This is a genomic window from Paragemmobacter kunshanensis (genome assembly GCF_011059185.1).
In the GTDB taxonomy this organism is placed as follows: domain Bacteria; phylum Pseudomonadota; class Alphaproteobacteria; order Rhodobacterales; family Rhodobacteraceae; genus Paragemmobacter; species Paragemmobacter kunshanensis.
In genome coordinates, this window is sequence record NZ_JAALFE010000023.1 from 1 (window position 1) to 21,027 (window position 21,027).

22 protein-coding genes and 1 tRNA gene are annotated in these 21,027 nt (G+C 65.6%); 11 read left to right on the forward strand and 12 right to left on the reverse strand.

Annotated elements, in window-relative coordinates:
* Nucleotides 1–830: macro domain-containing protein (locus tag G5V65_RS17925; protein WP_165052872.1), on the forward strand; the 830-nt coding region annotated here is incomplete at its 5' end.
* Nucleotides 831–1,049: 219 nt separating this feature from the next.
* Here the strand turns inward: G5V65_RS17925 and G5V65_RS17930 are convergent.
* Together G5V65_RS17930 and G5V65_RS17935 are read right to left on the reverse strand one after the other, a co-directional pair.
* Nucleotides 1,050–1,124, reverse strand: a tRNA-Asn gene (locus G5V65_RS17930).
* A 70-nt stretch (nt 1,125–1,194) separates the two neighbouring features.
* Complete coding sequence (locus G5V65_RS17935) at nt 1,195–2,055, reverse strand: MBL fold metallo-hydrolase (protein WP_241250633.1); 861 nt, start codon at nt 2,053–2,055, stop codon at nt 1,195–1,197.
* Nucleotides 2,056–2,140: 85 nt separating this feature from the next.
* Between G5V65_RS17935 and G5V65_RS17940 the strand changes: the two genes are divergently transcribed.
* Nucleotides 2,141–3,457 (forward strand): ATP-binding protein, encoded by a 1,317-nt coding sequence (locus tag G5V65_RS17940; protein WP_165052876.1) that lies wholly within the window; start codon nt 2,141–2,143, stop codon nt 3,455–3,457.
* A gap of 70 nt (nt 3,458–3,527) precedes the next feature.
* On the opposite strand, the gene G5V65_RS17945 is transcribed toward G5V65_RS17940, so the two are convergent.
* The 4 genes from G5V65_RS17945 to G5V65_RS17960 form a co-directional block, all read right to left on the reverse strand.
* Nucleotides 3,528–3,986: a CAP domain-containing protein gene (locus tag G5V65_RS17945; protein ID WP_165052879.1), complete on the reverse strand. Its 459-nt coding sequence runs from the start codon at nt 3,984–3,986 to the stop codon at nt 3,528–3,530.
* Between the two features lie 68 nt (nt 3,987–4,054).
* Nucleotides 4,055–4,708: an ATP-binding cassette domain-containing protein gene (locus tag G5V65_RS17950; protein ID WP_165052881.1), complete on the reverse strand. Its 654-nt coding sequence runs from the start codon at nt 4,706–4,708 to the stop codon at nt 4,055–4,057.
* Nucleotides 4,705–6,327: an ABC transporter permease gene (locus G5V65_RS17955; protein WP_241250636.1), complete on the reverse strand. Its 1,623-nt coding sequence runs from the start codon at nt 6,325–6,327 to the stop codon at nt 4,705–4,707. Before G5V65_RS17955 ends, G5V65_RS17950 begins: the two co-directional genes overlap by 4 nt.
* A gap of 56 nt (nt 6,328–6,383) precedes the next feature.
* Entirely contained in the window at nt 6,384–7,595 is a 1,212-nt protein-coding gene (locus G5V65_RS17960; protein ID WP_165052885.1) for an ABC transporter substrate-binding protein, read from the reverse strand.
* Nucleotides 7,596–7,701: 106 nt separating this feature from the next.
* Between G5V65_RS17960 and G5V65_RS17965 the strand changes: the two genes are divergently transcribed.
* Nucleotides 7,702–8,310, forward strand: a complete 609-nt coding sequence (locus G5V65_RS17965; protein WP_165052979.1) for a CDP-alcohol phosphatidyltransferase family protein — start codon at nt 7,702–7,704, stop codon at nt 8,308–8,310.
* A 188-nt stretch (nt 8,311–8,498) separates the two neighbouring features.
* Here G5V65_RS17965 and G5V65_RS17970 read toward each other — a convergent pair whose 3' ends face one another.
* On the reverse strand, nt 8,499–9,680 hold the full coding sequence (locus tag G5V65_RS17970) for an FAD-binding domain-containing protein (RefSeq protein WP_165052886.1): 1,182 nt from the start codon (nt 9,678–9,680) through the stop codon (nt 8,499–8,501).
* A gap of 326 nt (nt 9,681–10,006) precedes the next feature.
* On the opposite strand from G5V65_RS17970, the gene G5V65_RS17975 reads away from it, so the two are divergent.
* From G5V65_RS17975 to G5V65_RS17995, 5 genes are all read left to right on the forward strand, one after another.
* The gene (locus G5V65_RS17975) at nt 10,007–10,639 is read left to right on the forward strand and encodes an ATP-dependent Clp protease proteolytic subunit (protein ID WP_165052888.1); all 633 of its coding nucleotides are present in this window, start codon (nt 10,007–10,009) and stop codon (nt 10,637–10,639) included.
* Between the two features lie 124 nt (nt 10,640–10,763).
* Nucleotides 10,764–12,032, forward strand: a complete 1,269-nt coding sequence (clpX, locus tag G5V65_RS17980) for an ATP-dependent Clp protease ATP-binding subunit ClpX (RefSeq protein ID WP_165052890.1) — start codon at nt 10,764–10,766, stop codon at nt 12,030–12,032.
* 227 nt (nt 12,033–12,259) lie between these two features.
* Nucleotides 12,260–12,634, forward strand: coding sequence for an NADH:ubiquinone oxidoreductase subunit NDUFA12 (locus G5V65_RS17985; protein WP_165052892.1), 375 nt, complete (start codon nt 12,260–12,262; stop codon nt 12,632–12,634).
* The gene (mlaD, locus tag G5V65_RS17990) at nt 12,634–13,119 is read left to right on the forward strand and encodes an outer membrane lipid asymmetry maintenance protein MlaD (RefSeq protein ID WP_165052894.1); all 486 of its coding nucleotides are present in this window, start codon (nt 12,634–12,636) and stop codon (nt 13,117–13,119) included. Before G5V65_RS17985 ends, mlaD begins: the two co-directional genes overlap by 1 nt.
* Nucleotides 13,116–13,541 carry a DUF2155 domain-containing protein gene (locus tag G5V65_RS17995; RefSeq protein WP_165052896.1) on the forward strand — a complete coding sequence of 142 codons (426 nt, stop codon included), beginning with the start codon at nt 13,116–13,118 and terminating at the stop codon, nt 13,539–13,541. The genes mlaD and G5V65_RS17995 overlap by 4 nt, the downstream gene beginning before the upstream one ends.
* Here the strand turns inward: G5V65_RS17995 and aat are convergent.
* From aat to accB, 3 genes are all read right to left on the reverse strand, one after another.
* Nucleotides 13,451–14,134: a leucyl/phenylalanyl-tRNA--protein transferase gene (gene aat / locus G5V65_RS18000; protein ID WP_165052899.1), complete on the reverse strand. Its 684-nt coding sequence runs from the start codon at nt 14,132–14,134 to the stop codon at nt 13,451–13,453. The genes G5V65_RS17995 and aat overlap by 91 nt on opposite strands.
* A gap of 88 nt (nt 14,135–14,222) precedes the next feature.
* Nucleotides 14,223–15,572 carry an acetyl-CoA carboxylase biotin carboxylase subunit gene (gene accC, locus G5V65_RS18005; RefSeq protein WP_165052901.1) on the reverse strand — a complete coding sequence of 450 codons (1,350 nt, stop codon included), beginning with the start codon at nt 15,570–15,572 and terminating at the stop codon, nt 14,223–14,225.
* 11 nt (nt 15,573–15,583) lie between these two features.
* Nucleotides 15,584–16,084 (reverse strand): acetyl-CoA carboxylase biotin carboxyl carrier protein, encoded by a 501-nt coding sequence (gene accB / locus G5V65_RS18010; protein WP_165052903.1) that lies wholly within the window; start codon nt 16,082–16,084, stop codon nt 15,584–15,586.
* A 276-nt stretch (nt 16,085–16,360) separates the two neighbouring features.
* Between accB and G5V65_RS18015 the strand changes: the two genes are divergently transcribed.
* From G5V65_RS18015 to preA, 3 genes are all read left to right on the forward strand, one after another.
* Nucleotides 16,361–17,701 (forward strand): NAD(P)-dependent oxidoreductase, encoded by a 1,341-nt coding sequence (locus G5V65_RS18015; protein ID WP_165052905.1) that lies wholly within the window; start codon nt 16,361–16,363, stop codon nt 17,699–17,701.
* 69 nt (nt 17,702–17,770) lie between these two features.
* Nucleotides 17,771–18,307 (forward strand): DedA family protein, encoded by a 537-nt coding sequence (locus G5V65_RS18020; protein ID WP_165052907.1) that lies wholly within the window; start codon nt 17,771–17,773, stop codon nt 18,305–18,307.
* 75 nt (nt 18,308–18,382) lie between these two features.
* Complete coding sequence (gene preA, locus G5V65_RS18025) at nt 18,383–19,681, forward strand: NAD-dependent dihydropyrimidine dehydrogenase subunit PreA (protein WP_165052909.1); 1,299 nt, start codon at nt 18,383–18,385, stop codon at nt 19,679–19,681.
* 133 nt (nt 19,682–19,814) lie between these two features.
* Here preA and G5V65_RS18030 read toward each other — a convergent pair whose 3' ends face one another.
* Both G5V65_RS18030 and G5V65_RS18035 read right to left on the reverse strand, forming a co-directional pair.
* Nucleotides 19,815–20,033 (reverse strand): hypothetical protein, encoded by a 219-nt coding sequence (locus G5V65_RS18030; RefSeq protein WP_241250634.1) that lies wholly within the window; start codon nt 20,031–20,033, stop codon nt 19,815–19,817.
* Between the two features lie 56 nt (nt 20,034–20,089).
* Nucleotides 20,090–20,695 carry a TetR family transcriptional regulator C-terminal domain-containing protein gene (locus G5V65_RS18035; RefSeq protein WP_165052913.1) on the reverse strand — a complete coding sequence of 202 codons (606 nt, stop codon included), beginning with the start codon at nt 20,693–20,695 and terminating at the stop codon, nt 20,090–20,092.
* Nucleotides 20,696–21,027 lie beyond the last annotated feature (332 nt).

Here is a 21,027-nt window from a genome sequence, read left to right on the forward strand (position 1 = left end):
GCCGTCAACGCCATGATTTATATGCGAAATATCACGATTACGACAGCGAAATCAGCGACTTACTTGGAGAATGTGGGGTTCTGTTGTTTGTCCAAGTCCCGGAGAGCTGGAGATTGCGTGGTCTGGCACTTCTTGCATTGGTGCTGGCAATCATATACGTGTACGTTTGGTTGCGCGCCAATAAACTTAGAAGCATTTCTGTGAAGATTGAGGGCACAACTGTCAAAATTAAGGTTGGTGACATTTTTGAAGAAGACGACCTTAAGGTGATTGCATGCAATGAGTATTTTGACACAATCGTCGATGATAAAATAATCGCCAAAAACACTGTCAATGGCGCATTTATCACGAGCTACCTTGATATTCCAGTTTCACATCTTGATGCTTTTATCGAATCGTATAGGTTTGAAGAAAATGAGGTCGGATCTGTTAATTCAAACAGGACATCCGGAAAGACTCAACGCTACAGGCTTGGAACTATTGTAAGGTATGGTGATTTTCTCCTTACTGCCTTTGCTAAGTTTGACGATAGCGATCGGGCCACTCTCACAATGCCAGAGTATCTAGAGTTTCTCATGAACTTTTGGGATCGTGTGAACAAAGTCTATGCCGGAAAGAGTGTTTCCGTAACGGTGTTTGGGTCAGGAATAACGAGAATCAAGGGTCACAAATTAATCAATGATGAGGAGTTGCTAAAGATCATGTTGTGGACTTTTCGAGTTAGTGAGATGCGCTTCAAGCATCCTGCGATATTGACGATAGTGATTCACGGATCGAAAATTGATAAGATTGATCTATTTGATATCGCTTCCGCGAGACATGGGGTCTGAAGTTTGCTTGTGGAATCTTGCAATATGTCTGCACACGGAAGCGATCATTGGTTCTAGACAGGAACCGGCAATCATCTTGGCCTTGCGCGCAATTTCGTTTGTTGGCCTCGTCCTGGCGCAAAGGCAATCCCGCGTGTTCCCCCCGCGTTCCCCAGAAAACCCACACCAGAAACCGCCCCTTGGGGTGGTTCTGTATGTAGCTGAAAAATCTGGAAGATTTGGCTCCGGCGGTAGGGATCGAACCTACGACCAATTGATTAACAGTCAACTGCTCTACCGCTGAGCTACGCCGGAACACGTGGGCCGTATAGCAAGGGTGTTTCGGGGGGGCAAGGGGGTGTGGAGAGAAAAAGCGCGGGTGCGGTCAGGTCAGGTGGAAGATCGCGTCGGGGGCGGTGGGGTCTGACGTTCGGACGCGGTTATTTTCAAGCAGATCAAGCAAATGGGCAAGGACGTTGCGGCGCGCGGCGGGATGGAGCGCGGGGGGCGTGTCGTGGTAGAGCCGCATCGTCAGGCTGCCGGGATCGGCCGGGGCCCCGGACAGGAGGGCGAGGATCTGCGTCTCGCGCTGGTGGCGGTGGGTCAGGAGGGCGTGCAGCCTTTCGGCCGGGTCCGGGATCGGATCGCCGTGGCCGGGGAGGAAGCGGTCCCAAGGCTCGCCCTGCAGGCGCTGGAGCGCCGTGCAATAGGCGGCCATGTCGCCATCGGGCGGGGAGATGACCGAACTGCTCCATCCCATGACGTGATCGCCGGAGAAGAGCCACCCGCCCAAGGCGAAGCAGAGGTGGTTGCCGAGATGGCCGGGCGTGTGGAGGGCGGTGAGCGACCAGTCCGGGCCGTGGAGCGTGCTGCCGTCGTCAAGCCGTGCGTCGGGGGTGAAATCCGTGTCGAGGCCGTCGCCGCCTGCGGTGAGGCCAGCCGCTGCGAGGCGGGACATGAGGGGGGAGCGCCCATCGGTCGCCCTGCCGAAGGCGAGGACAGGTGCGCCCGTGGCGGCGGAGAGGCGGGGGGCGAGGGCGCTATGGTCGCGATGGCTGTGGGTGACGAGGATGTGGCTGATCCTTTCGCCGGGGTCGAGGGCGGCAAGGATCGCGGCGAGGTGGCGGTCATCCTCGGGGCCGGGGTCGATGACGGCCACCTGACCGGAGCCGAGCAGATAGGTATTGGTGCCGTGGAAGGTGAGCGGCGAGGGGTTGGGGGCCAGCAGATGGCGCAGGCGCGGCATGTCCCGGTCTGGGGGGAGGGGAAAGGGTGACTGTGCCATGGGCTCCTCTTCCCAAGCTGCGGGCAGGAGGCTAGGCTGACGGTCGATGGCCCGCAAGTCCCTCCTTCCCCGTGGTCTTTATGGCCGCGCCGCGCTGATCCTGATCGTGCCCATCGTCACGATCCAGCTTGTCGTTTCGGTGACCTTCATCCAGCGCCATTTCGAACGGGTGACCGAGCAGTTGACGGGCGGGGTGGCGGCGGAGTTGCAGCTTTTGCTGGATCTGGCGGAGGCGGCGGGATCGCTGGATGCCGCGCGGGCGGAGGTGCTGCGCGCGGCGGGGCCGCTGGAGGTGGAGGTGGCCTTGCCTGCGGGCGATGCGGCCCCGGTGGCGGATCGGACGGAACTGGTCGATCTGTCGGGGCGGGTGGTGATCCGCACGCTGCGGGCAGCACTTCCCGGGCTGGCGCCTGTCGATCTGGTGGAGGGCGATGGCAAGGTGCGGCTGCATCTGCCGACGCGCTGGGGCGAGATGGCGGTGGTGGTGAACCGGGCGCGGATGTCGGCCACCAATCCGCATCAGTTGCTGGTCCTGATGATCGCGACATCCATCCTGATGACGATCATCGCCTATCTGTTCCTGTCCAACCAGTTGCGGCCCATCGAGCGGCTGGCGGGGGCGGCGGAGGCCTTCGGGAAGGGGCAGGTGATCCCCTATAGCCCGCGCGGGGCGACGGAGGTGCGGGCGGCGGGGCGGGCCTTTCTGGACATGCGCGCGCGGATCGAGCGGCAGATCGAGCAGCGGACGCTGATGCTGTCGGGGGTGAGCCATGACCTGCGCACGCCGCTGACGCGGATGCGGCTGGGGCTTTCGCTCTTGCCCGAGGATGAGGAGACGCGGGCGCTGTTGTCGGATGTGGCCGAGATGGAGCGGCTGGTGGACGAATTCCTGTCCTTTGCGCGGGGCGATGCGACCGAGGCGGTGGAGGCGGTCGATCCGCTGGCGCTGGTGCGGCATGTGGTGGAGAACGCGGCGCGGTTGGGCAAACGGGTGGAGATGCGGGCCCCGGAGGCGGTGGGGCAGGTGATGCTGCGGCCGCAGGCGGTGACGCGGGCGCTGGAGAACCTTGTGAACAATGCGCTGCGCTATGGCAGCCGGGCGGTGGTGACGGTGGCGATGGGCGAGCGCTGGCTGCGGCTGGTGGTGGAGGATGACGGGCCGGGCATCCCGGCGGCGCGGCGGGCCGAGGCGGTGCAGCCCTTCAGCCGCCTTGATGCGGCGCGCGACCCGAACCGGGGCGGCGGCGTGGGGCTTGGCCTTTCCATCGCGGCGGATATCGCGCGGAGCCATGGCGGCGAGTTGCGGCTGGGGGAGAGCGCCAGTCTGGGCGGGTTGCGGGCGGAGGTGCTGCTGGCGCTGTGATCCCGGCGTCGGCCTTGGTGTTGCCGTTGGAATTTGGGTATTTGGGCCAAGATGAAGGGGCGGGTCGGGCCTAGTTCCGGCCGAGATTCAGCACCCAGTGCAGATCGCCGCCGCGCCCGATGGCGATGCCGATGCCAGCGTCTTTTGCGTTGCGCATCAGGAGGTTGCGGCGGTGGCCGCGGCTTTCCATCCAGCCTTGGGTGACGGTGGCGGGCGAGGGGTAGCCCTGCGCCACGTTCTCGGCGATTTCGCGGTAATCGTAACCGGCCCGGGCGGCGCGGTCGCCCAGATCGCTGCCGTCGCTGCCGTCATGGCCCATGCGGTTGCGGGTCGCGCTGTCGCAGGCGTGGTCCTGTGCGGCGCGGGTAAGGCGGGGATCGGCGGTGAGGGGGGAAAGGCGATTGGCCTGCCGTTCGGCATTGATCGCGGCCAGCGTTTCGGCGGCCAGTGCCTTCGCATTGGCGGGGAGGGTGCAGGCGGCGGCGGGGGTGGCTGCGAGGGCGAGGCAGAGGGCGGCGTGGCGGAGCATGGGGCACCTGTGGCGGGTCGATGGGGGAAGCCTAGGCGGGGCGCGCGCCTTGCGCGAGGGGGTGGGGATCAGAGCGGCAGGGTTTCGCCCAGGGGAGAGAGGACGGGGCCGCCAGCGGCGCGGGCGTCTTCGGCATCATGGGTGACGAGGAGGGTGGGGATGCCTGCCTGGCGCGCGCGGTCGAAGGTGAAGGCGCGGATCTGGGCGCGCAGGTCGGCATCGAGGCGGGAGAAGGGTTCGTCGAGCAGGAGGGCGCTCGGTTCCGCGAGCAGGGTGCGCAGGAGCGCGACGCGGGCCTTCTGCCCGCCCGAGAGGGTTGCGGGGTCGCGGTCGGCATGGCCTTTGAGGCCGGCGGAGGCGAGGGCCTCTTCAATGCGGGCTTGGCGGGCGGCCCGGCCCCGGACATGGGTGGGAAGGGCGAAGGCCAGGTTTCCGCCGACCGAGAGATGGGGGAAGAGGACCGGGTCCTGAAACATCAGGCCGATGCCCCGGCGGCGCGTCGGTTCTTCGGAAATGTCTTTTCCATTCAGGAGGATGCGGCCTGTTCTTGTGAATTCGGCTGCAAGGGTGCCGGTGATGGCGGCAAGGGCCGTGGATTTGCCCGAGCCGGAGGGGCCCATGATGGTGGCGACCTCGCCTGCCTTGATCGAGAGCGTGAGTGCCACGAGACGGCGGGGGCCGAGGGTGATGGTCAGATGGTCAAGCGTGAGGGTGCCGGTCATGCCAGCCCCCGCATCAGGCGGCGGTTGCGCCAGAGGAGGAGCGGGGCCGCGATGGCAAGACCGAAGGCCAGCGCGGGCAGCAGGAGTTGGAGCGCGGCATAGGCCCCGATCAGGCGGCGGTTGCCACCGGAGGAGAGGGCGACGGCCTCGGTCGTCAGGGTTTCGACGCGGCCGCCGCCGATGAGGAGGGTGGGCAGGTATTGGCCGATGGAGACGGCCATGCCCACGGCGGCGGACGTCAGCAGGGGGCCTGCCAGCATGGGCAGGCGGAGGCGCCAGAAGATACGCGTCTCGGACGCGCCGAGTGTGGCGGCGGCGGTGGCGATGCGGCTGTCCCAGGCGCGGAAGGGACCCGAGAGCGAAAGGAAGACATAGGGCAGCACGAAGACGAGGTGGATGGCGGCGACGGCGGCGGGGGTGCCGTCGATGCCGAGGGGGAGGGTGAGCATCTGGAGACCCGGCAGGAAGGCGATCTGCGGGATGAGGAGCGGCAGGTAGAGCAGGGTCAGCGCGCGGGTGGTGGGTGTGAGGTTGAGCGTCGCCTCGGCCTGCAGGCAGGCGAGTGTGAGGATGAGGGCGGCCAGCGTGGCCGTGGCGGCGATGGCCAGCGTGGTGGCGGTGGTCTGGCCGAGGGCGGGGGCGGCGCTGACCCAGGTGCGGAGGGTGAGGGATTGGGGGACGGCGTCGGGGAATTGCCAGAGGCCCGCGACCGACCAGAGCGCGAGGCCCGCGAGGCCGAGGGTGAGGCTGCCGGTGATCACGAGGCTGGCCGCGCGGGCGGCGGCGGCGGCGGGACGGTCGAGGTTGGGCAGGCGGGGGGCTTGGAACGCGGCGCGGACGAGGAGGTTTTGGACAAGTATTTCCGTTATACGCCAGATGGTTATGGCGGAAATCGCAAGTGCCAGTTGAAGAAGTGCGGCGGCGGCGGCGGTGTCGCGCATGGTGAGGCTGGCCTCGCCCATCCAGAGGGTGATCTGGGTGGCAAGGGTGGGGGGAAGCGTGGGGCCGAGGATCAGCGCCATGTCCACCGTCGTCATGCCATAGGCCAGCACGGCGTAAGTGGGCAGGCGGAGTTGGCGGTAGAGGTCGGGCAGGAGGGTGAAGGTGAAGCCTGCGATCCGCCCGTAGCCAAGGCTGGCCGCCGTGGTGAGGCGGCGGTCGGCATCGAGTTGCGGCAGGGCGGCGAGGGCCATCAGGAGGAGGAAGGGCAGTTCCTTGGTGATCAGACCAAGGGTGAGGGAAAGGCCCCATGGATCGTTGAGGATGAGGAGGTCGGGCGGGGATTGCCAGCCCGTCACCTCGGGCGAGAGGAGGCGGGCGATCCAGCCGGAGGGGGCGATGAGGAAGGCAAGGCCGAGCGCGGCGGCGGCATGGGGGACCGAAAGGAGCGGCGCAAGGCTGCGGCGGATGCGGGCAAAGGTGGGGGTGCCCGCGAAGGCCGCGAGGATGAGGAGGGTGAGTGCGAGGGCGATGAGCGTGGAGGCAAGCCCCGTGCCGAGGGAGAGGGCGGCGGCGCGGGGCAGGCCGGGCCATGCGAAGAGCGATGCCACGCCTGCGCCTGCGTTGCGGAAGGCGGGAATGACGGTTCCCGCCAGCCCTGCGAGGACGGGCAGGATCATCAGCGCAAGGGTGAGCGGGGGGGCGAGGCGGAGGAGGCTGCCCCGCCCGGCCTGCCTCACTGCGCCACCCCGTAGCGGGCGGTCCAGTCCTGTGCGATGCGGGTCATCCATGAGGCATGGGGTTCCAGGAGGACGGGGCCGAGATCGGCGGGCGAAAGGGTGGCGATGCCCAGTTCCAGCGCATCGAACCTTGCGCGGTCTTCCGGGGCAAGGGCCTGAAGATCGAGGACGGTCTGGAAGCCGAGGACGGCCGGGTCCTGTGCGCGGGCCTGCACTTCGGGGTCGAGGAGGAGGTTGGCGATGACGAGGGCGCCGGCGCGGTGGGCGGCGTTGAAGGGGATGGCGACGAAGGAGGCGTTGCCGATGGTGCCGCCCTGCAGGACGAAGGTGCGGACGGTGTCGGGCAGGTTTCCGGCGGCGATTTCGGCGCTGGCGCGGCCGGGGTTGAAGGCGAAGGAAATGTCGATTTCGCCATCGGCAAGCAGTTGGCCAAGCGCGGGTTCGTTCTGCGGGAAGGCCTTGGCCTGCCGCCAGAGCGCGGGGTGGAGCCGGTCGAGGAAGGCCCAGAGCGGGGCGACCTGCGCGTCATAGGCCGCCTCGTCCACCGGGGATTGCAGCAGGCTGGGGTCTTCCATCACGCCGTAGAGGACCTGTTTGAGGAAGGTGGTGCCAAGGTAATCCGGCGGCTGCGGATAGGTGAAGCGGCCGGGATTGGCGATGGCCCATTCTGCAAGCGCGTCAAGGCTTTGCGGGGGCTGGGGCAGGCGCGCGGTATCATGTTCGAAGACGAGTTGCGCCATGGCCCATGGGGATTCGAAGCCTTCGGTGGGAAGGGTGAAATCGGTGACCGTGGCGGGTTTGCCCGCGACATCCACGAGCGGCCAGTTGGGCAGGTATTCGGTAAAGGAACCGTAAAGAAGCCCCTGCGATTTCATGGCGGCGAAGTTTTCACCATTGATCCAGATGAGATCGACGGCCCCGCCTTCGGTCTGCCCTGCCTGCTGTTCGGCCAGCACGCGGGCGACGGCATCGGAGGTGGCGGCGAGTTTGACATGTTCGAGGGTGACTCCGTAGCGTTCCTGCGCCTTTTCCCCGATCCAGGTTATGAAATCGTTGATCTTGGGATCGCCGCCCCATGCGTGCCAGTAGACGGTCTGGCCGCGCGCCTCTGACAGGATGCCATCCCATTCTGCGGCAAGGGCTTTTGTGGAAAGCCCGGCGAAGGCGGGGAGGCTTGCGAGGAGTTGGAGGGCGGTGCGGCGGTGCATGGGTTCTCCCTTGGCGGTGCTTGTGAGGCGCGGTCGGACCGGGATAGCTAGGGCGGGTGGCGGCTGGCAACAGTCTTGTGGCCCGGGATACGGAAAGGTGATGCCGATGCTGGACGGCTGGATGCGGGGGATCATTGACCCGGCGCTGGGGCGGATGGGGAAAAGCCTTGCGGCGCAGGGGGTTGGCGCGGATGCGGTGACGCTGGCGGGGCTTGGGCTGGGGTTGGTGGCGGCGGCGATCATCGCTGTGGGTGGGCCGGGATGGCCGGCGGCGCTGCCATTGCTCGCCAGCCGGGTGGCGGATGGGCTGGATGGGGCAGTGGCGCGGGCGCGGGGGAAGACGGATTTCGGGGGCTATCTGGATATCGTCTGCGACTTTGTCTTTTATGCTGCGATTCCAATGGCTTTCGTGCTGCGCGATCCGGGCGTGAATGCGGTGGCGGGGGCGTTTCTGCTGGCGTCCTTCTATGTGAACGGGACGACCTTCCTTGGCTTTGCCGTGCTGGCCGAAAAGCGGGGGATGGAGACGCGGGGGCGGGGAGAGAAGTCGCTTTATTTCACCGCCGGTTTGCTGGAAGGCACGGAGACGATTGGGTTTTTCCTGATCCTTTGCCTTGTGCCATGGGCCTTTGCACCCCTGGCCTGGGCTTTTGGGGCGCTGTGTTTCGTGACGGCGGGGGCGCGGGTCTGGCTGGCGGTGCGGACGTTCCGATAGGTGCAGCGGCCGGTGCAGATGCGCAGTGCAGACGGGCGTATGCACGCAGCGACCGGTGGGTTCCGGAGGCGTTAAGGAATGGTGGCCGGGTAGGGCGGGGTTTACCCCGCCTTACGCTGGCGCATGGCGGGGAGACCCCCGCCTTACGCTGGCGCGTGGCGGGGTGAACCCCGCCCTACGGCGCCGGGTCAGGGCATCACCGCCTCGCGGAAGCGGAAGAAGCCGTGGGTCGCATGGGGCCATGACTGCGCGTCATGGTCGCGCAGGAGGCGGGCGAGGCGGATGCCCCGGTCGGCCAGCAGCGGGGCAAGGCGCTGGAGCGCGGCTGCGGTGGGGCCGATGGGGGCGTAGGGGGTGGCCAGCTGCCGGATGCCTTGGGCTGCGAGTTGGTCGCCGAGAGCGTCGAGCCCGGCTTCGGTGAAGCGGGGGGCGTCGGGTTGGCCCCTGCGGATGGCGGTGTCGGCGACGCCTTCGTCCACGAAGGCGGTCACCAGCGGGTTCACGGCAAGGGGAGAGCGGCGCGCGGTCGTGGTGAGGAATAGGAGCGGCGTCTCTGGCGGCAGGTGGGGGAAGCCGTCGCCGGCAAGGTCATCCTCATGCAGGAGGAGCGCGGTGGGGTCATCGGGGTGGAGGATGTCGCCCTGTGGCACGGGGCGTGGGGCGGGGTGGGGCTGCATCGGCAGGGGGCGGCAGTCGCGGGCAAGGCCCGTGGGGCGGAAGCGGCCACCGGTGTTCCTGGCGATGTTGTCGGGCGTGGCGGCATAGGTCTTGCCGGGCGTGTGCAGACCGCCCACCCAGCGCCATGACAGGGTGTTGGAGGCCGGGTCGCCACAGATGAGGTGGCGCAGGAAGAAATCCGCCCCCAATTCCCATGGCAGGCGCAGGGTGAAGATCCAGATCGAGGCGAACCACATGCGGGCGTGGTTGTGGAGATAGCCTGTGGCGGCCAGTTCCTGCGCCCAGTGGTCGAAGCCGTCGATCCCGGTCTGGCCCGTGCAGGCGGCCTCCCATTGCGCGCGGAGGCCCGCTTCGGCCTGAACCCGGTTCAGTGCCTCGGTCAGGCCCTGGCGATAGGCGGACCAGATGGCGGGCCGGCGTTCGAGCCAGCCTTTCCAGTAGGTGCGCCACCAAAGCTCTGCCAGGAACTTGTCGGCGCCTTGCGGATGGGCGCGCAGGGTGGCCTCGATCGCCTCGGCCTCGGTCAGGAGGCGGTGGCGGATATAGGGGGCAAGGCCCGAGACATGGGGATGTCCGGGCAGATCCTCGTTCCGGCGGGCGGCATAGGCCTGGCCCGCACGGGGGAGGAAATGGTCGAGCCGGGCGGTGGCGGCGGCGCGTGTGGCGGGCAGGGGGAGGGGGAGCGCGGTCATGCGGCGAGAGGTAGGGGGGCGGCCCTTTCCGGCAAGGCGGGCGTGTCGTGGCGCCGCATCATGGCGAGGCGCCTGCGGCCCGGGCGCGGCAGGGAGGAGGCCCAGGGGGCAAGACCATGCAGAACCGGCCTATCCTCTTCATCTGTTGGGAAAATATCCTCGGGGGGAGGCGCGGCACGCGCCGTGGGGGGCAGACAGCCCCCCTCACGGGCCGGGCGGGGCGAGCGGCAATCCGACCGGGTGCCCTTGCAGCCCCCCGTCCACGCAACTAAGACTCTGGCAACATTCCGTCGTTTAGATCATGTGAGACACAAAGGCAGGCCGAAATGCGCGATCCCGTCGAACACTACATGAATACCCTTGTTCCCATGGTCGTTGAACAGACCAGCCGGGGCGAGCGGGCCTATGACATCTTCTCGCGCATGCTGAAGGAGCGGATCATCTTCCTGTCCGGCCCGGTGCATGACGGGATGTCGTCGCTGATCTGCGCGCAGCTTCTGTTCCTTGAGGCGGAGAATCCGTCGAAGGAAATCAGCATGTACATCAACAGCCCCGGTGGCGTGGTGACGTCGGGCCTGTCGATCTATGACACGATGCAATACATCAAGCCGAAGGTTTCCACGCTGGTGATCGGGCAGGCGGCCTCCATGGGATCGCTTCTCTTGACGGCGGGGCAGAAGGGGATGCGCTTCAGCCTGCCCAATTCGCGGGTCATGGTCCACCAGCCCAGCGGCGGCTATCAGGGGCAGGCCACGGATATCATGATCCATGCGCGCGAGACCGAGAAGCTGAAGCGGCGGCTGAACGAGATCTATGTCAAGCATACCGGCAATGATTACGACACGGTCGAGGCGGCGCTGGAGCGGGACAATTTCATGTCGGCCGAGGATGCGAAGGCCTGGGGTCTGATCGACGAGATCGTGGAAAGCCGCGGCAAGGCGGAAGACGAGTCGAAGTGATGTTTCGCCCCCGTCCGGGCGGACCGGGCGGGGGCTTTTTGGCATTGTGGGGGCGCGGGCCTTGGCCTAGACTTTCACGACAAGGGCGGGCCCGGGCGGCCTGCGCGTGGCAGAGGACGACGGAATGGCGAACAACTCCGGCAGCGACAGCAAGAACACGCTTTATTGCTCGTTCTGCGGCAAGAGCCAGCATGAAGTGCGCAAGCTGATTGCAGGGCCGACCGTCTTCATCTGCGATGAATGTGTCGAACTTTGCATGGACATCATCCGCGAGGAGACGAAGACCTCGGGGCTGAAATCGTCCGAAGGGGTGCCGACGCCGCGCGAGATCTGCAAGGTGCTGGATGACTATGTGATCGGCCAGATCCATGCCAAGCGCGTGCTGTCGGTCGCGGTTCACAACCATTACAAGCGGCTGAACCATTCGTCGAAGGCGGATATCGAGCTGTCGAAGTCGAACATCCTGCTGATCGGGCCGACAGGCTGCGGCAAGACGCTGCTGGCGCAGACGCTGGCGCGGATCCTGGATGTGCCCTTCACCATGGCGGATGCGACGACGCTGACGGAAGCGGGCTATGTGGGCGAGGATGTGGAGAACATCATCCTGAAGCTGTTGCAGGCGTCGGAATACAACGTCGAACGGGCGCAGCGCGGGATCGTCTATATCGACGAGGTGGACAAGATCACGCGCAAGTCGGACAACCCGTCGATCACGCGGGATGTATCGGGCGAGGGGGTGCAGCAGGCGCTTCTGAAGATCATGGAAGGCACGGTGGCGAGCGTTCCGCCGCAGGGGGGCCGGAAGCATCCGCAGCAGGAATTCCTGCAGGTGGACACGACGAACATCCTGTTCATCTGCGGCGGGGCCTTTGCGGGGCTGGAGAAGATCATCGCGCAGCGCAACAAGGGCAGCGCGATCGGCTTCGGGGCCGAGGTGAAGGGGCCCGAGGATCGCGGCGTGGGCGAATTGTTCAAGGAGCTGGAGCCCGAGGATCTGCTGAAGTTCGGGCTGATCCCGGAATTCGTGGGCCGCCTGCCGGTGATCGCCACGCTGACCGATCTGGACGAGGCGGCGCTGGTCACGATCCTGACAGAGCCGAAGAACGCGCTGGTCAAGCAGTATCAGCGGCTGTTCGACATCGAGGGGGTGAAGCTGACCTTCACGCCGGATGCGCTGACGGCGATTGCCAAGCGGGCGATCAAGCGCAAGACCGGCGCCCGGGGGCTGCGGTCGATCATGGAGGATATCCTGCTGGATACCATGTTCGAACTGCCCGGGATGGACGGTGTCGAGGAGGTTGTGGTGAACGAGGAGGCGGTGAATTCCGCCGAGGCGAAGCCCATGCTCGTTTACACCGAGACGAAGAAGAAGGAACCGGCGACGGCGGGCTGATCCCCCCGGCGGAAGCCAGGCGAAAGGGCGGGCCTTGCGGCCCGCCTTCTGCGTTCTGAAGGACGATTTTTCTGCGAAAGATCGGGGTGGGGCGGGGCGGGATTTTTCGCAGAAAAATCGTGCCGCCCCGAAGAGATGGTCACTTTCCCGCAGCTGTGGCGGCTTGGCGCTGGACCTTTGCGGCGGCTTCGGCCATATGGGGACCAATGGTTTCCCGGAGGCTTATGATGGATTTCCTCAAGCGGCTTGTCACATGGTGGAACGGCCAGACACTGGGCACGCAGCTTTACACCTCGCGCAAGGGGGTGAAGGTGGGCGAGGACGATCAGGGCAACGTCTATTACGAAACCCGCGACGGCAAGCGGCGCTGGGTGATCTTCAAGGGCGAGGCCGAGGCGAGCCGGGTTGCGCCCGACTGGCATGGCTGGCTGCACCACACCTGGGACCAGCCGCCGACCAAGGCACCGCTGAAGCACAAGCCCTGGGAAAAGCCGCATCAGGAGAACCTGACCGGCACCGAGGCCGCCTATGCCCCGCCCGGATCCATCCGCCGGCCCGATCCGGTGGCGCGCCGGGACTATGAGGCGTGGCAGCCCGAGTGATGGCCGAGAATCGTGCAGAGATTCTGGCAGGGGCCGCGGTTCTTGCCGCGGCGCTGGGCTTTCTTGTCTATGTCGGGCAGGAGACCGGCCTGACGGAGCGGACGACGGACAGCTATGATCTGGTGGCCTCCTTCCGGTCGGTCGAGGGGATACGGGTGGGCACGGATGTCCGGCTGGCGGGCGTCAAGGTGGGCACGGTGACGGGGCTGGACCTGAACCCGCAGACCTTTTTCGCCGATGCGGTGCTGACCGTGCGCAGTGCGGTGCAATTGCCCGATGACTCGGCCGCGCTGATTTCTTCCGAAGGGCTGCTGGGCGGGAATTTCGTGGAACTGGTGCCGGGCGGATCGCTGGACAACCTCGCCCCGGGCGCCGAGATCGAGGATACGCAGGGGGCGGTTTCCGTCATCTCGCTGATGATGAAATTCGCGGGCGGCGGCGGGGATGGCGCGGCCCCTGCTGCGGAGGGCGGGGCCGTCGAATGAGGCGGCGGCTGGCCTTCGCGCTCTGCTGCCTGATGGCAGCGGCCCTGCCGGGGGTGGGGCAGGCGCAGGAGTTTCGCAATGCCGAGGCGGGCATCCTGCGCTGGCTGGACAAGCTGACGGGCGAGACGGCGGATATCGAGCTTGTGCTGGGGCAGGAGGCGGTATCGGGGCGGCTGTCGATCCGCATGGATGCCTGCCGTTATCCGGCGGACAACCCGGCCTCGGACGCCCAGGCGCATCTGACGATCCGCGATGCGAGCGTCGCCCAGCCGGTTTTCGAGGGCTGGATGGTGGCCTCTTCACCCGCGCTGTCGGCGCTGGATCATCCGCGTTACGATGTCTGGGTGTTGCGCTGCGTGACCCCGGCGGCGGCCCCGGCGGAAGAGGCGGAGCCTGCCACGTCGGAGGGCGAGGGGGAGTAGCCCGCAGGGTGGAACTCAGCCCGGCCTTGCAGCGCGGTGGCGAGGCGGCGGTGATAGTCGGACCGCGGGATTTCGATGCCGCCGAGGCTGCGCAGATGCGGTGTCAGGAATTGCGTGTCGAAGAGGGTGAAGCCGCCTGCCTTGAGCCGGTGGACGCACCACGCGAGCGCGGCCTTTGATGCATCGGTGCGGCGCGAGAACATGCTTTCGCCGAAGAAGGCGGTGCCCAGGGTGACGCCATAGACGCCGCCGATGAGTTCTGATCCTTCCCATACCTCGACCGAATGGGCGTGGCCCATGCGGTGCAGGGCGACATAAAGCGTGAAGATCGTGTCGTTGATCCAGGTTTCATCCCGGTCGGCGCAGGAGTCCACGGTGGCGGCGAAGGCCGTGTCGGCGGTGACGCGCCAGCCGGAGCGGAGGAGGGTGCGGCGGAGCGAGCGCGAGATGTGGAAGCCGTCGAGGGGCAGGATGCCGCGGCGGCGGGGATCGACCCAGTGGATTTCGGGATCGTCGCGGCCTTCGGCCATGGGGAAGATGCCCGCGGCATAGGCGCGGAGCAGGATTTCCGGGGTGATGGCCTGTGCGTTCATCGGGGGCCGGGGCAAAATTCTTCGAAGAATTTTGCAAATTCCTTCGAAGGAATTTGGAAGCGGCGCCCCGGTGGGGCGCCGCGCCGTTTCATTCCGCGAATTGCGCGGCGAGCCATTTTTCCAGCCAGTGGATGTTGTAGTCGCCGTTCTGGATATCGGGTTCCGCCAGCAGCATGTGGAAAAGCGGGACCGAGGTGTCGATGCCGTCGATGATCAACTCCCCCAGCGCGCGTTTCAGGCGGGCGAGCGCTTCGGGGCGGTCGCGGCCATGCACGATCAGCTTGCCGATCAGGCTGTCGTAATAGGGCGGGATGGAATAGCCGCCGTAAAGCGCCGAATCCATGCGGACACCGAGGCCACCCGGCGCGTGGAAGACGCGCACCTTGCCGGGGCAGGGGGCGAAGTTCGGCAGTTTTTCCGCGTTGATGCGGACTTCGATGGCGTGGCCGTTGATTTCGAGGTCCTGCTGCGAGAAGGACATCGGCAGGCCTGCCGCGACGCGGATCTGTTCGCGGACGAGGTCCACGCCGAAGATCGCCTCGGTCACCGGATGTTCGACCTGAAGGCGGGTGTTCATTTCGATGAAGTAGAACTTGCCGTCTTCGTAGAGGAATTCGATGGTGCCCGCGCCGATATAGTTGATCTTGGCCACTGCGTTGGCGCAGATTTCCCCGATTTCGGAGCGCATCTTGGGCGTGATGGCGGGACCGGGGGCTTCTTCGAAGACCTTCTGATGGCGGCGCTGGAGCGAGCAGTCGCGTTCGCCCAGATGCACGGCCTTGCCCTTGCCGTCACCGAAGACCTGAATCTCGATATGGCGGGGCTTTTGCAGGTATTTCTCGATATAGACTTCGTCATTGCCGAAGGCGGCCTTGGCTTCGCTGCGCGCGGTGCGGAAGGCGATTTCGAGTTCTTCGGCGTTCTTCGCCACCTTCATCCCGCGCCCGCCGCCGCCGGCGGTGGCCTTGATGATGACGGGATAGCCGATCTCGGCGGCGACAGTCTGCGCGGTTTCGTAATCCGGCACGCCACCGTCAGAGCCGGGGACGACCGGGATGCCCAGTTCCTTGGCGGTTTCCTTGGCGGTGATCTTGTCGCCCATGATGCGGATATGTTCCGCCGAGGGGCCGATGAAGGTGATGCCGTGGTCCTCCAAGGCCTGCGAGAACGCGGCGTTCTCGGACAGGAAGCCATAGCCGGGATGGACCGCCTGCGCGCCCGTGATTTCGCAGGCCGAGATGATGGCGGCCTTGTTCAGGTAGCTTTGGGACGACGAGGCGGGGCCGATGCAGACGGATTCGTCGGCCATGCGGACATGCATCGCGTCGGCGTCCGCCGTGGAATGCACGGCGACCGACTTGATCCCCATTTCGCGGGCGGCACGGATCACGCGCAGCGCGATCTCGCCCCGGTTGGCGATCAGGATTTTCTCGAACATCGGGTGTTCCCTTATTCGATGATGAGGAGCGGTGCGCCGTATTCGACGGGGGTGCCGTCTTCGACGAGGATGCGCTTGACGGTCCCGGCCTTGGGGGCGGGGATGTGGTTCATGGTCTTCATCGCTTCGATGATGAGGACGGTCTGGCCTTCGGTCACGGTGGCACCCACGGTGACGAAGGGCGCGGCACCGGGTTCGGCGGCGAGGTAGCAGGTGCCGACCATCGGCGAGGTGACGGCGCCCGGATGCTGGGCCGGGTCTTCCGGCGCTGCGGAGGCGGCGGCCGGGGTGGCGGCGGCGGGGGCTGCGGCAGGGCCCGCAGCGGGGGCGGCGTGCTGCACGAAGGACGGTGCTGCCTGAACCACGGTGACCTGCTTGATGACGCGCACTTCGAGGCTGTCGTCATCGCCATATTCGCGTTTCACTGAAAGCTCGGTCAGTTCGTTCTTGTTCAGAAGTTCTGCGAGCGCCTGGATGAAGGCGACATCGGCTTCGGTGGTGTTCTTGCTCATGCCGGTCCTCTGCTGGCGACGTTGCGCCGGGTTTCTTGGTTTCGCCGGGTTCCACGAGGTGGCGGTGGCCCGGAGGTTGCCGAGCCTTATACGCGACAGGCGCGGGGGTGAAAAGCGCCGATGTTGGGGGCGGGTTTGCCTGTTTTCGCAGCACCCAAAGCGGATTGAGGGCGCTGTCGGGAAAAAACCTGCGGCGGGTGTATTTTACCGTTTGATAAAAATATGGGCCTGTGGCAGCGTTTTCCTTAACGAAGAAAACAAACAGGGAGATTTGCCTTGTCCAACAGCCCGCTCACGCCCGGCGTCGTTCCGGGGCGTCTGCCAGCCGAAGCCATTGCCGGGAATTTCAGCGACCACGAGGCGCCGCTTGACGCGCATGAGGCGCGGGTGGCGGCGGATCGCTGCTATTTCTGCCATGACGCGCCCTGCATGACGGCCTGCCCCACCAGCATCGACATCCCGCTGTTCATCCGCCAGATCGCGACCGGCACGCCGGATGCGGCGGCGCGGACGATCCTGAGCCAGAACATCCTGGGCGGCATGTGCGCCCGCGTCTGCCCGACCGAGACTTTGTGCGAGGAGGTCTGCGTGCGCGAGGTGGCCGAGGGCAAGCCGGTGGAGATCGGGCGGTTGCAGAGGTTTGCCACGGATACGCTGATGGCGAAGGGGGTGCATCCCTTTGCGCGCGCCGCTGCGACGGGGCGGAAGGTGGCGGTCGTGGGGGCGGGGCCTGCCGGTCTGGCGGCGGCGCATCGGTTGGCGATGAAGGGGCATGACGTCGTGATCTTCGACGCGCGGCCAAAGGCCGGGGGCCTCAACGAATACGGGATCGCGCAGTACAAGAGCACGAATGATTTCGCGCAGGCCGAGGTGGAGTGGCTGCTGAAGATCGGCGGGATCACGGTGAGGACCGGGGTCGCGCTGGGGAAGGGCGTCACGCTGGCGGAGTTGCAGAAGGATTTCGATGCGGTCTTCCTTGGGATGGGGCTGGCGGGGGTGAATGCCCTGCGCGCGCCGGGCGAGGAATTGTCGGGCGTGCGCCCTGCGGTGGATTTCATCGCGGAACTGCGGCAGGCGAAGGACAAGTCGGTTCTGCCGATCGGGCGCGATGTGGTGGTGATCGGCGGCGGGATGACCGCCGTGGATGCCGCCGTGCAGTCGAAGCTCTTGGGTGCGCAGAACGTGACCATCGTCTATCGGCGCGGGCAGGAGAAGATGAGCGCCTCGGGCTATGAGCAGGAGCATGCGACGAGTGCGGGGGTGCGGATCATCACCAATGCGGCACCCGTGGCCGTGCATCAGGCGGGGGCGGCGATGGAGGTGGAATTCGCCTATACCGTCGATGGACCGGACGGCATGACATCCACGGGCGAGACGTTCCGGCTGCGCGCGGATCAGGTGTTCAAGGCGATCGGGCAGACGCTGTCGGGCGCGCCGGAGGGGTTGGCGCTGGCGGGTGGCAAGATCGCCGTGACGGGCGCGGGGCGGACGTCGGTTCCGGGTGTCTGGGCCGGGGGCGACTGCGCGGCGGGGGGCGAAGACCTGACCGTGACGGCGGTGGCCGAAGGGCGCGATGCGGCGGAGGATATCCACGCGGCGCTGATGGCCAAGCAATGAAAATCGCACGCTCCCCTTTACCGGGGCGCGGAGATGCCCCATGTGCCTTGCCGGAAACGGTGAGGTATCATGGATCTTTCGTCCGAGGCGATCATCGCCTTCATGGAGCGGCATCAGGAGTGGTCCTTCTGGCTGTCGCTGGTGTTCGCAGCGGCCGAGACGACGGCCTTCCTGTCGCTTCTGGTGCCGTCGACGGCGATCCTCGTGGGGGTCGGGGCGACGGTGGCCACGGGGGCGGTGCCGTTCCTGCCCATCTGGGCCGGGGCGGCGCTGGGGGCTATCGTCGGATCGACCTTCAGCTGGTGGCTGGGCTGGCGGTTCGGGGATCGCATCCTGAAGATGTGGCCGATGCGGGATCACCCGGACCTTGTGGGGCAGGCCGAGGAGGCCTTCCGCAAATGGGGGATGGGCGCGGTGTTCATCGGCCATTTCTTCGGGCCGTTGCGACCGGTGATCTTCCTCTTCGCGGGCATGATGAAGATGTCGCTGCCGCTGTTCCTGATCGTGAACGTGGTGGCCGCGATGGCATGGGCCTATGTGATTCCGAAGTTCGGCGAGGTCGGCGGGATCATCATCGGCTGGTTCTGGAACCTGTTCGGGTTCTGAGACGCAATTCCAATTCAGATAGCAAGACGGCGGCGGGCTGTGGCCTGACCGTGCGCGCCAACATGGAGGTTTGTCATGGCTGACCTGACGTCGAATTTCATCGGGATCAAATCGCCCAACCCGTTCTGGCTGGCCTCGGCCCCGCCGACGGACAAGGAATACAACGTCCGCCGCGCCTTTGACGCGGGCTGGGGCGGGGTGGTGTGGAAGACGCTGGGGAGCGAGGGGCCGCCGATCGTGAACGTGTCCGGCCCGCGCTATGGCGCGATCTGGGGGGCGGATCGGCGGCTTCTGGGGTTGAACAATATCGAGTTGATCACGGATCGGCCTTTGTCGGTGAACCTTGAGGAGATCCGGCGGGTCAAGAAGGACTATCCGGACCGGGCGCTGGTGATTTCGCTGATGGTGCCCTGCGATGAGGAGTCCTGGAAGGACATCCTCATGCGGATCGAGGATACCGGGGCCGACGGGGTGGAGCTGAACTTCGGCTGCCCGCACGGGATGGCCGAACGGGGCATGGGCTCTGCCGTGGGGCAGGTGCCGGAATATATCGAGATGGTCACCGCCTGGGTGAAGCATTATTCCAAGATGCCCTGCATCGTGAAGCTGACGCCCAATGTCACCTCGATCCTGCCGCCTGCGATGGCGGCGAAACGGGGGGGGGCGGATGCGGTTTCGCTGATCAACACGATCAAGTCTGTGACGAATGTCGATCTGGACAGCTTTTCGCCCTTCCCGATGATTGATGGCAAGGGGTCGCATGGCGGCTATTGCGGGCCGGCGGTGAAGCCCATCGCGCTGAACATGGTGGGCGAGATCGCCCGGCATGCCGAGACGCGGGGACTGCCGATCTCGGGGATCGGCGGGGTGACGACCTGGCGGGATGCGGCAGAGTTCCTGGCGATGGGGGCGGGCAATGTGCAGGTCTGCACGGCCGCGATGACCTATGGCTTCAAGATCGTGCAGGAGATGATTTCGGGCCTGTCGCAGTATCTGGACGAGAAGGGCATGCGGCTGTATCAGCTGGTGGGCCGGGCCGTGCCGAACTTTGTCGAATGGCAGGATCTGAACCTGAACTACGTCACCAAGGCGCAGATCGACCAGGATGCCTGCATCAAATGCGGGCGCTGCTATGCAGCCTGCGAGGATACCAGCCATCAGGCCATCGCCATGTCGCCCGAGCGTATCTTTACCGTGAAGGATGACGAATGCGTGGCCTGCAATCTTTGCGTCAATGTCTGCCCGGTGGAGAACTGCATCACCATGGTGGAGATGCCGAAGGGCGCGACCGACCCGCGCACGGGACGGGTGGTTTCGGACTATGCCAACTGGACGACCCATCCGAACAACCCGTCGGCGCAGGCGGCCGAGTAGGGGCGAAGACGGCGAAGCCCGAAAATTTTCCGCGGAAAATTTTCGGGCGCTGGTCCCGAAATCTTCCAGTGGAAGATTTCGGGAAAGGGGTGCCGGAAAGTTTTCTGGAAAACTTTCCGGCCCGGTGGCGGGGTCAGCAGATGACGTTGATGCGGCCTGCGTTGCAGATCACGATATACTGGCTGTCGCATTCTATGAGGTGATAGCCTCTGCGCCGAACTTCGAGTTCGAAGGCGGCGCGCCCGATGTCGCGCTCCACATCGCGGATGGCGCGGCGGATCACGCCACCCTTCGCGACCGCCTTGGCGGCAAAGATGCTCTCGGCCCAGGAGGTGCGGCGGGGATATGTCATGTCATGTGCCATGCCGCCAGTTTGGCAGCCAAGGGTAAAGTCGGGGTTAACGGCCCCTATACCGCCAGCAGTTTCCGGAACAGCGTTTCCAGATAGGCCCCGGCCTCGGCGAAGGGGTCGTGATCCGGGCCGAGCACGGCCCGGACCTGCATGTCGAAATCGGCATAATGCTGCGTCAGCGCCCAGATCGAGAAGATCAGGTGATGCGGCGGCAGGCGCGCGATGCGCCCTTCGTCCATCCAGCCCGCGAGGATGGCCGATTTCCTGTCGACCAACTGCTTGAGATCGCCTTCGATGGCGTCGCGCATGCGCGGCGCGCCTTGCAGGATCTCGTTCGCGAAGAGGCGGCTTTCGCGGGGGAAGTCGCGGCTGAGTTCGATCTTGCGGCGGACATAGGCAAGGATTTCCGAGAGCGGATCGCCGGCGGGATCCATGTCGCGCAGGGGATCGAGCCAGGTATCGAGGAGACGGGTCAGCAGGGCCTGGTGCATCGCCTCTTTCGAGGGGAAGTAATAGAGAAGATTGGGTTTCGACAGGCCCGCCACCTCGGCGATCTGGTCCAGCGTCGCCCCCCGGAAGCCGTAGGTGGAAAACACCTCGAGCGCGGCTTCGAGGATGGTTTCGGAATTCTTCTTCTGGATGCGGGTCCGGGGTCGGGTCATCTTTGCGGGCTTTGGTCTTGCAGGGGTCGATTGTGCGACCTTGGCCCATATCCGGGGCGGATGCAAAGCGTTAGCGGCAAATGGGGTGACCATGGGCCTGCGGCCCGACATGCGCTTTCCCGGCCAGTCGCGAAGGCCGCAGGGCCTTCGCGGGGGCGCGGATCATTCCACCGCGAGGATCATCAGATAGGGCACCGCCACCAGCATCCCGACGACGATGGCGAGCGAACGGGTCAATCCCTTGAAATTCATGCTGTCCCTCTTGTTTCCTGTGGTTCTGCAGGATTTGATCTAGGTGCAGGCAGGGGCGCGGACAGCCGACGATCACGGGA

Bases quoted from the DNA above. Each gene is read 5' to 3' on its own strand.
- G5V65_RS17935 (WP_241250633.1), bottom strand. From the start codon at position 2,055: ATGCCGCGCCTGCGCCATCTGCTGGCCCCCAACCCCTCGCCGCTCACC.
- G5V65_RS17940 (WP_165052876.1), top strand. From the start codon at position 2,141: ATGGCCCGCAAGTCCCTCCTTCCCCGTGGTCTTTATGGCCGCGCCGCG.
- G5V65_RS17945 (WP_165052879.1), bottom strand. From the start codon at position 3,986: ATGCTCCGCCACGCCGCCCTCTGCCTCGCCCTCGCAGCCACCCCCGCC.
- G5V65_RS17950 (WP_165052881.1), bottom strand. From the start codon at position 4,708: ATGACCGGCACCCTCACGCTTGACCATCTGACCATCACCCTCGGCCCC.
- G5V65_RS17955 (WP_241250636.1), bottom strand. From the start codon at position 6,327: ATGATCCTGCCCGTCCTCGCAGGGCTGGCGGGAACCGTCATTCCCGCC.
- G5V65_RS17960 (WP_165052885.1), bottom strand. From the start codon at position 7,595: ATGCACCGCCGCACCGCCCTCCAACTCCTCGCAAGCCTCCCCGCCTTC.
- G5V65_RS17965 (WP_165052979.1), top strand. From the start codon at position 7,702: ATGCTGGACGGCTGGATGCGGGGGATCATTGACCCGGCGCTGGGGCGG.
- G5V65_RS17970 (WP_165052886.1), bottom strand. From the start codon at position 9,680: ATGACCGCGCTCCCCCTCCCCCTGCCCGCCACACGCGCCGCCGCCACC.
- G5V65_RS17975 (WP_165052888.1), top strand. From the start codon at position 10,007: ATGCGCGATCCCGTCGAACACTACATGAATACCCTTGTTCCCATGGTC.
- clpX (WP_165052890.1), top strand. From the start codon at position 10,764: ATGGCGAACAACTCCGGCAGCGACAGCAAGAACACGCTTTATTGCTCG.
- G5V65_RS17985 (WP_165052892.1), top strand. From the start codon at position 12,260: ATGGATTTCCTCAAGCGGCTTGTCACATGGTGGAACGGCCAGACACTG.
- mlaD (WP_165052894.1), top strand. From the start codon at position 12,634: ATGGCCGAGAATCGTGCAGAGATTCTGGCAGGGGCCGCGGTTCTTGCC.
- G5V65_RS17995 (WP_165052896.1), top strand. From the start codon at position 13,116: ATGAGGCGGCGGCTGGCCTTCGCGCTCTGCTGCCTGATGGCAGCGGCC.
- aat (WP_165052899.1), bottom strand. From the start codon at position 14,134: ATGAACGCACAGGCCATCACCCCGGAAATCCTGCTCCGCGCCTATGCC.
- accC (WP_165052901.1), bottom strand. From the start codon at position 15,572: ATGTTCGAGAAAATCCTGATCGCCAACCGGGGCGAGATCGCGCTGCGC.
- accB (WP_165052903.1), bottom strand. From the start codon at position 16,084: ATGAGCAAGAACACCACCGAAGCCGATGTCGCCTTCATCCAGGCGCTC.
- G5V65_RS18020 (WP_165052907.1), top strand. From the start codon at position 17,771: ATGGATCTTTCGTCCGAGGCGATCATCGCCTTCATGGAGCGGCATCAG.
- preA (WP_165052909.1), top strand. From the start codon at position 18,383: ATGGCTGACCTGACGTCGAATTTCATCGGGATCAAATCGCCCAACCCG.
- G5V65_RS18030 (WP_241250634.1), bottom strand. From the start codon at position 20,033: ATGACATATCCCCGCCGCACCTCCTGGGCCGAGAGCATCTTTGCCGCC.
- G5V65_RS18035 (WP_165052913.1), bottom strand. From the start codon at position 20,695: ATGACCCGACCCCGGACCCGCATCCAGAAGAAGAATTCCGAAACCATC.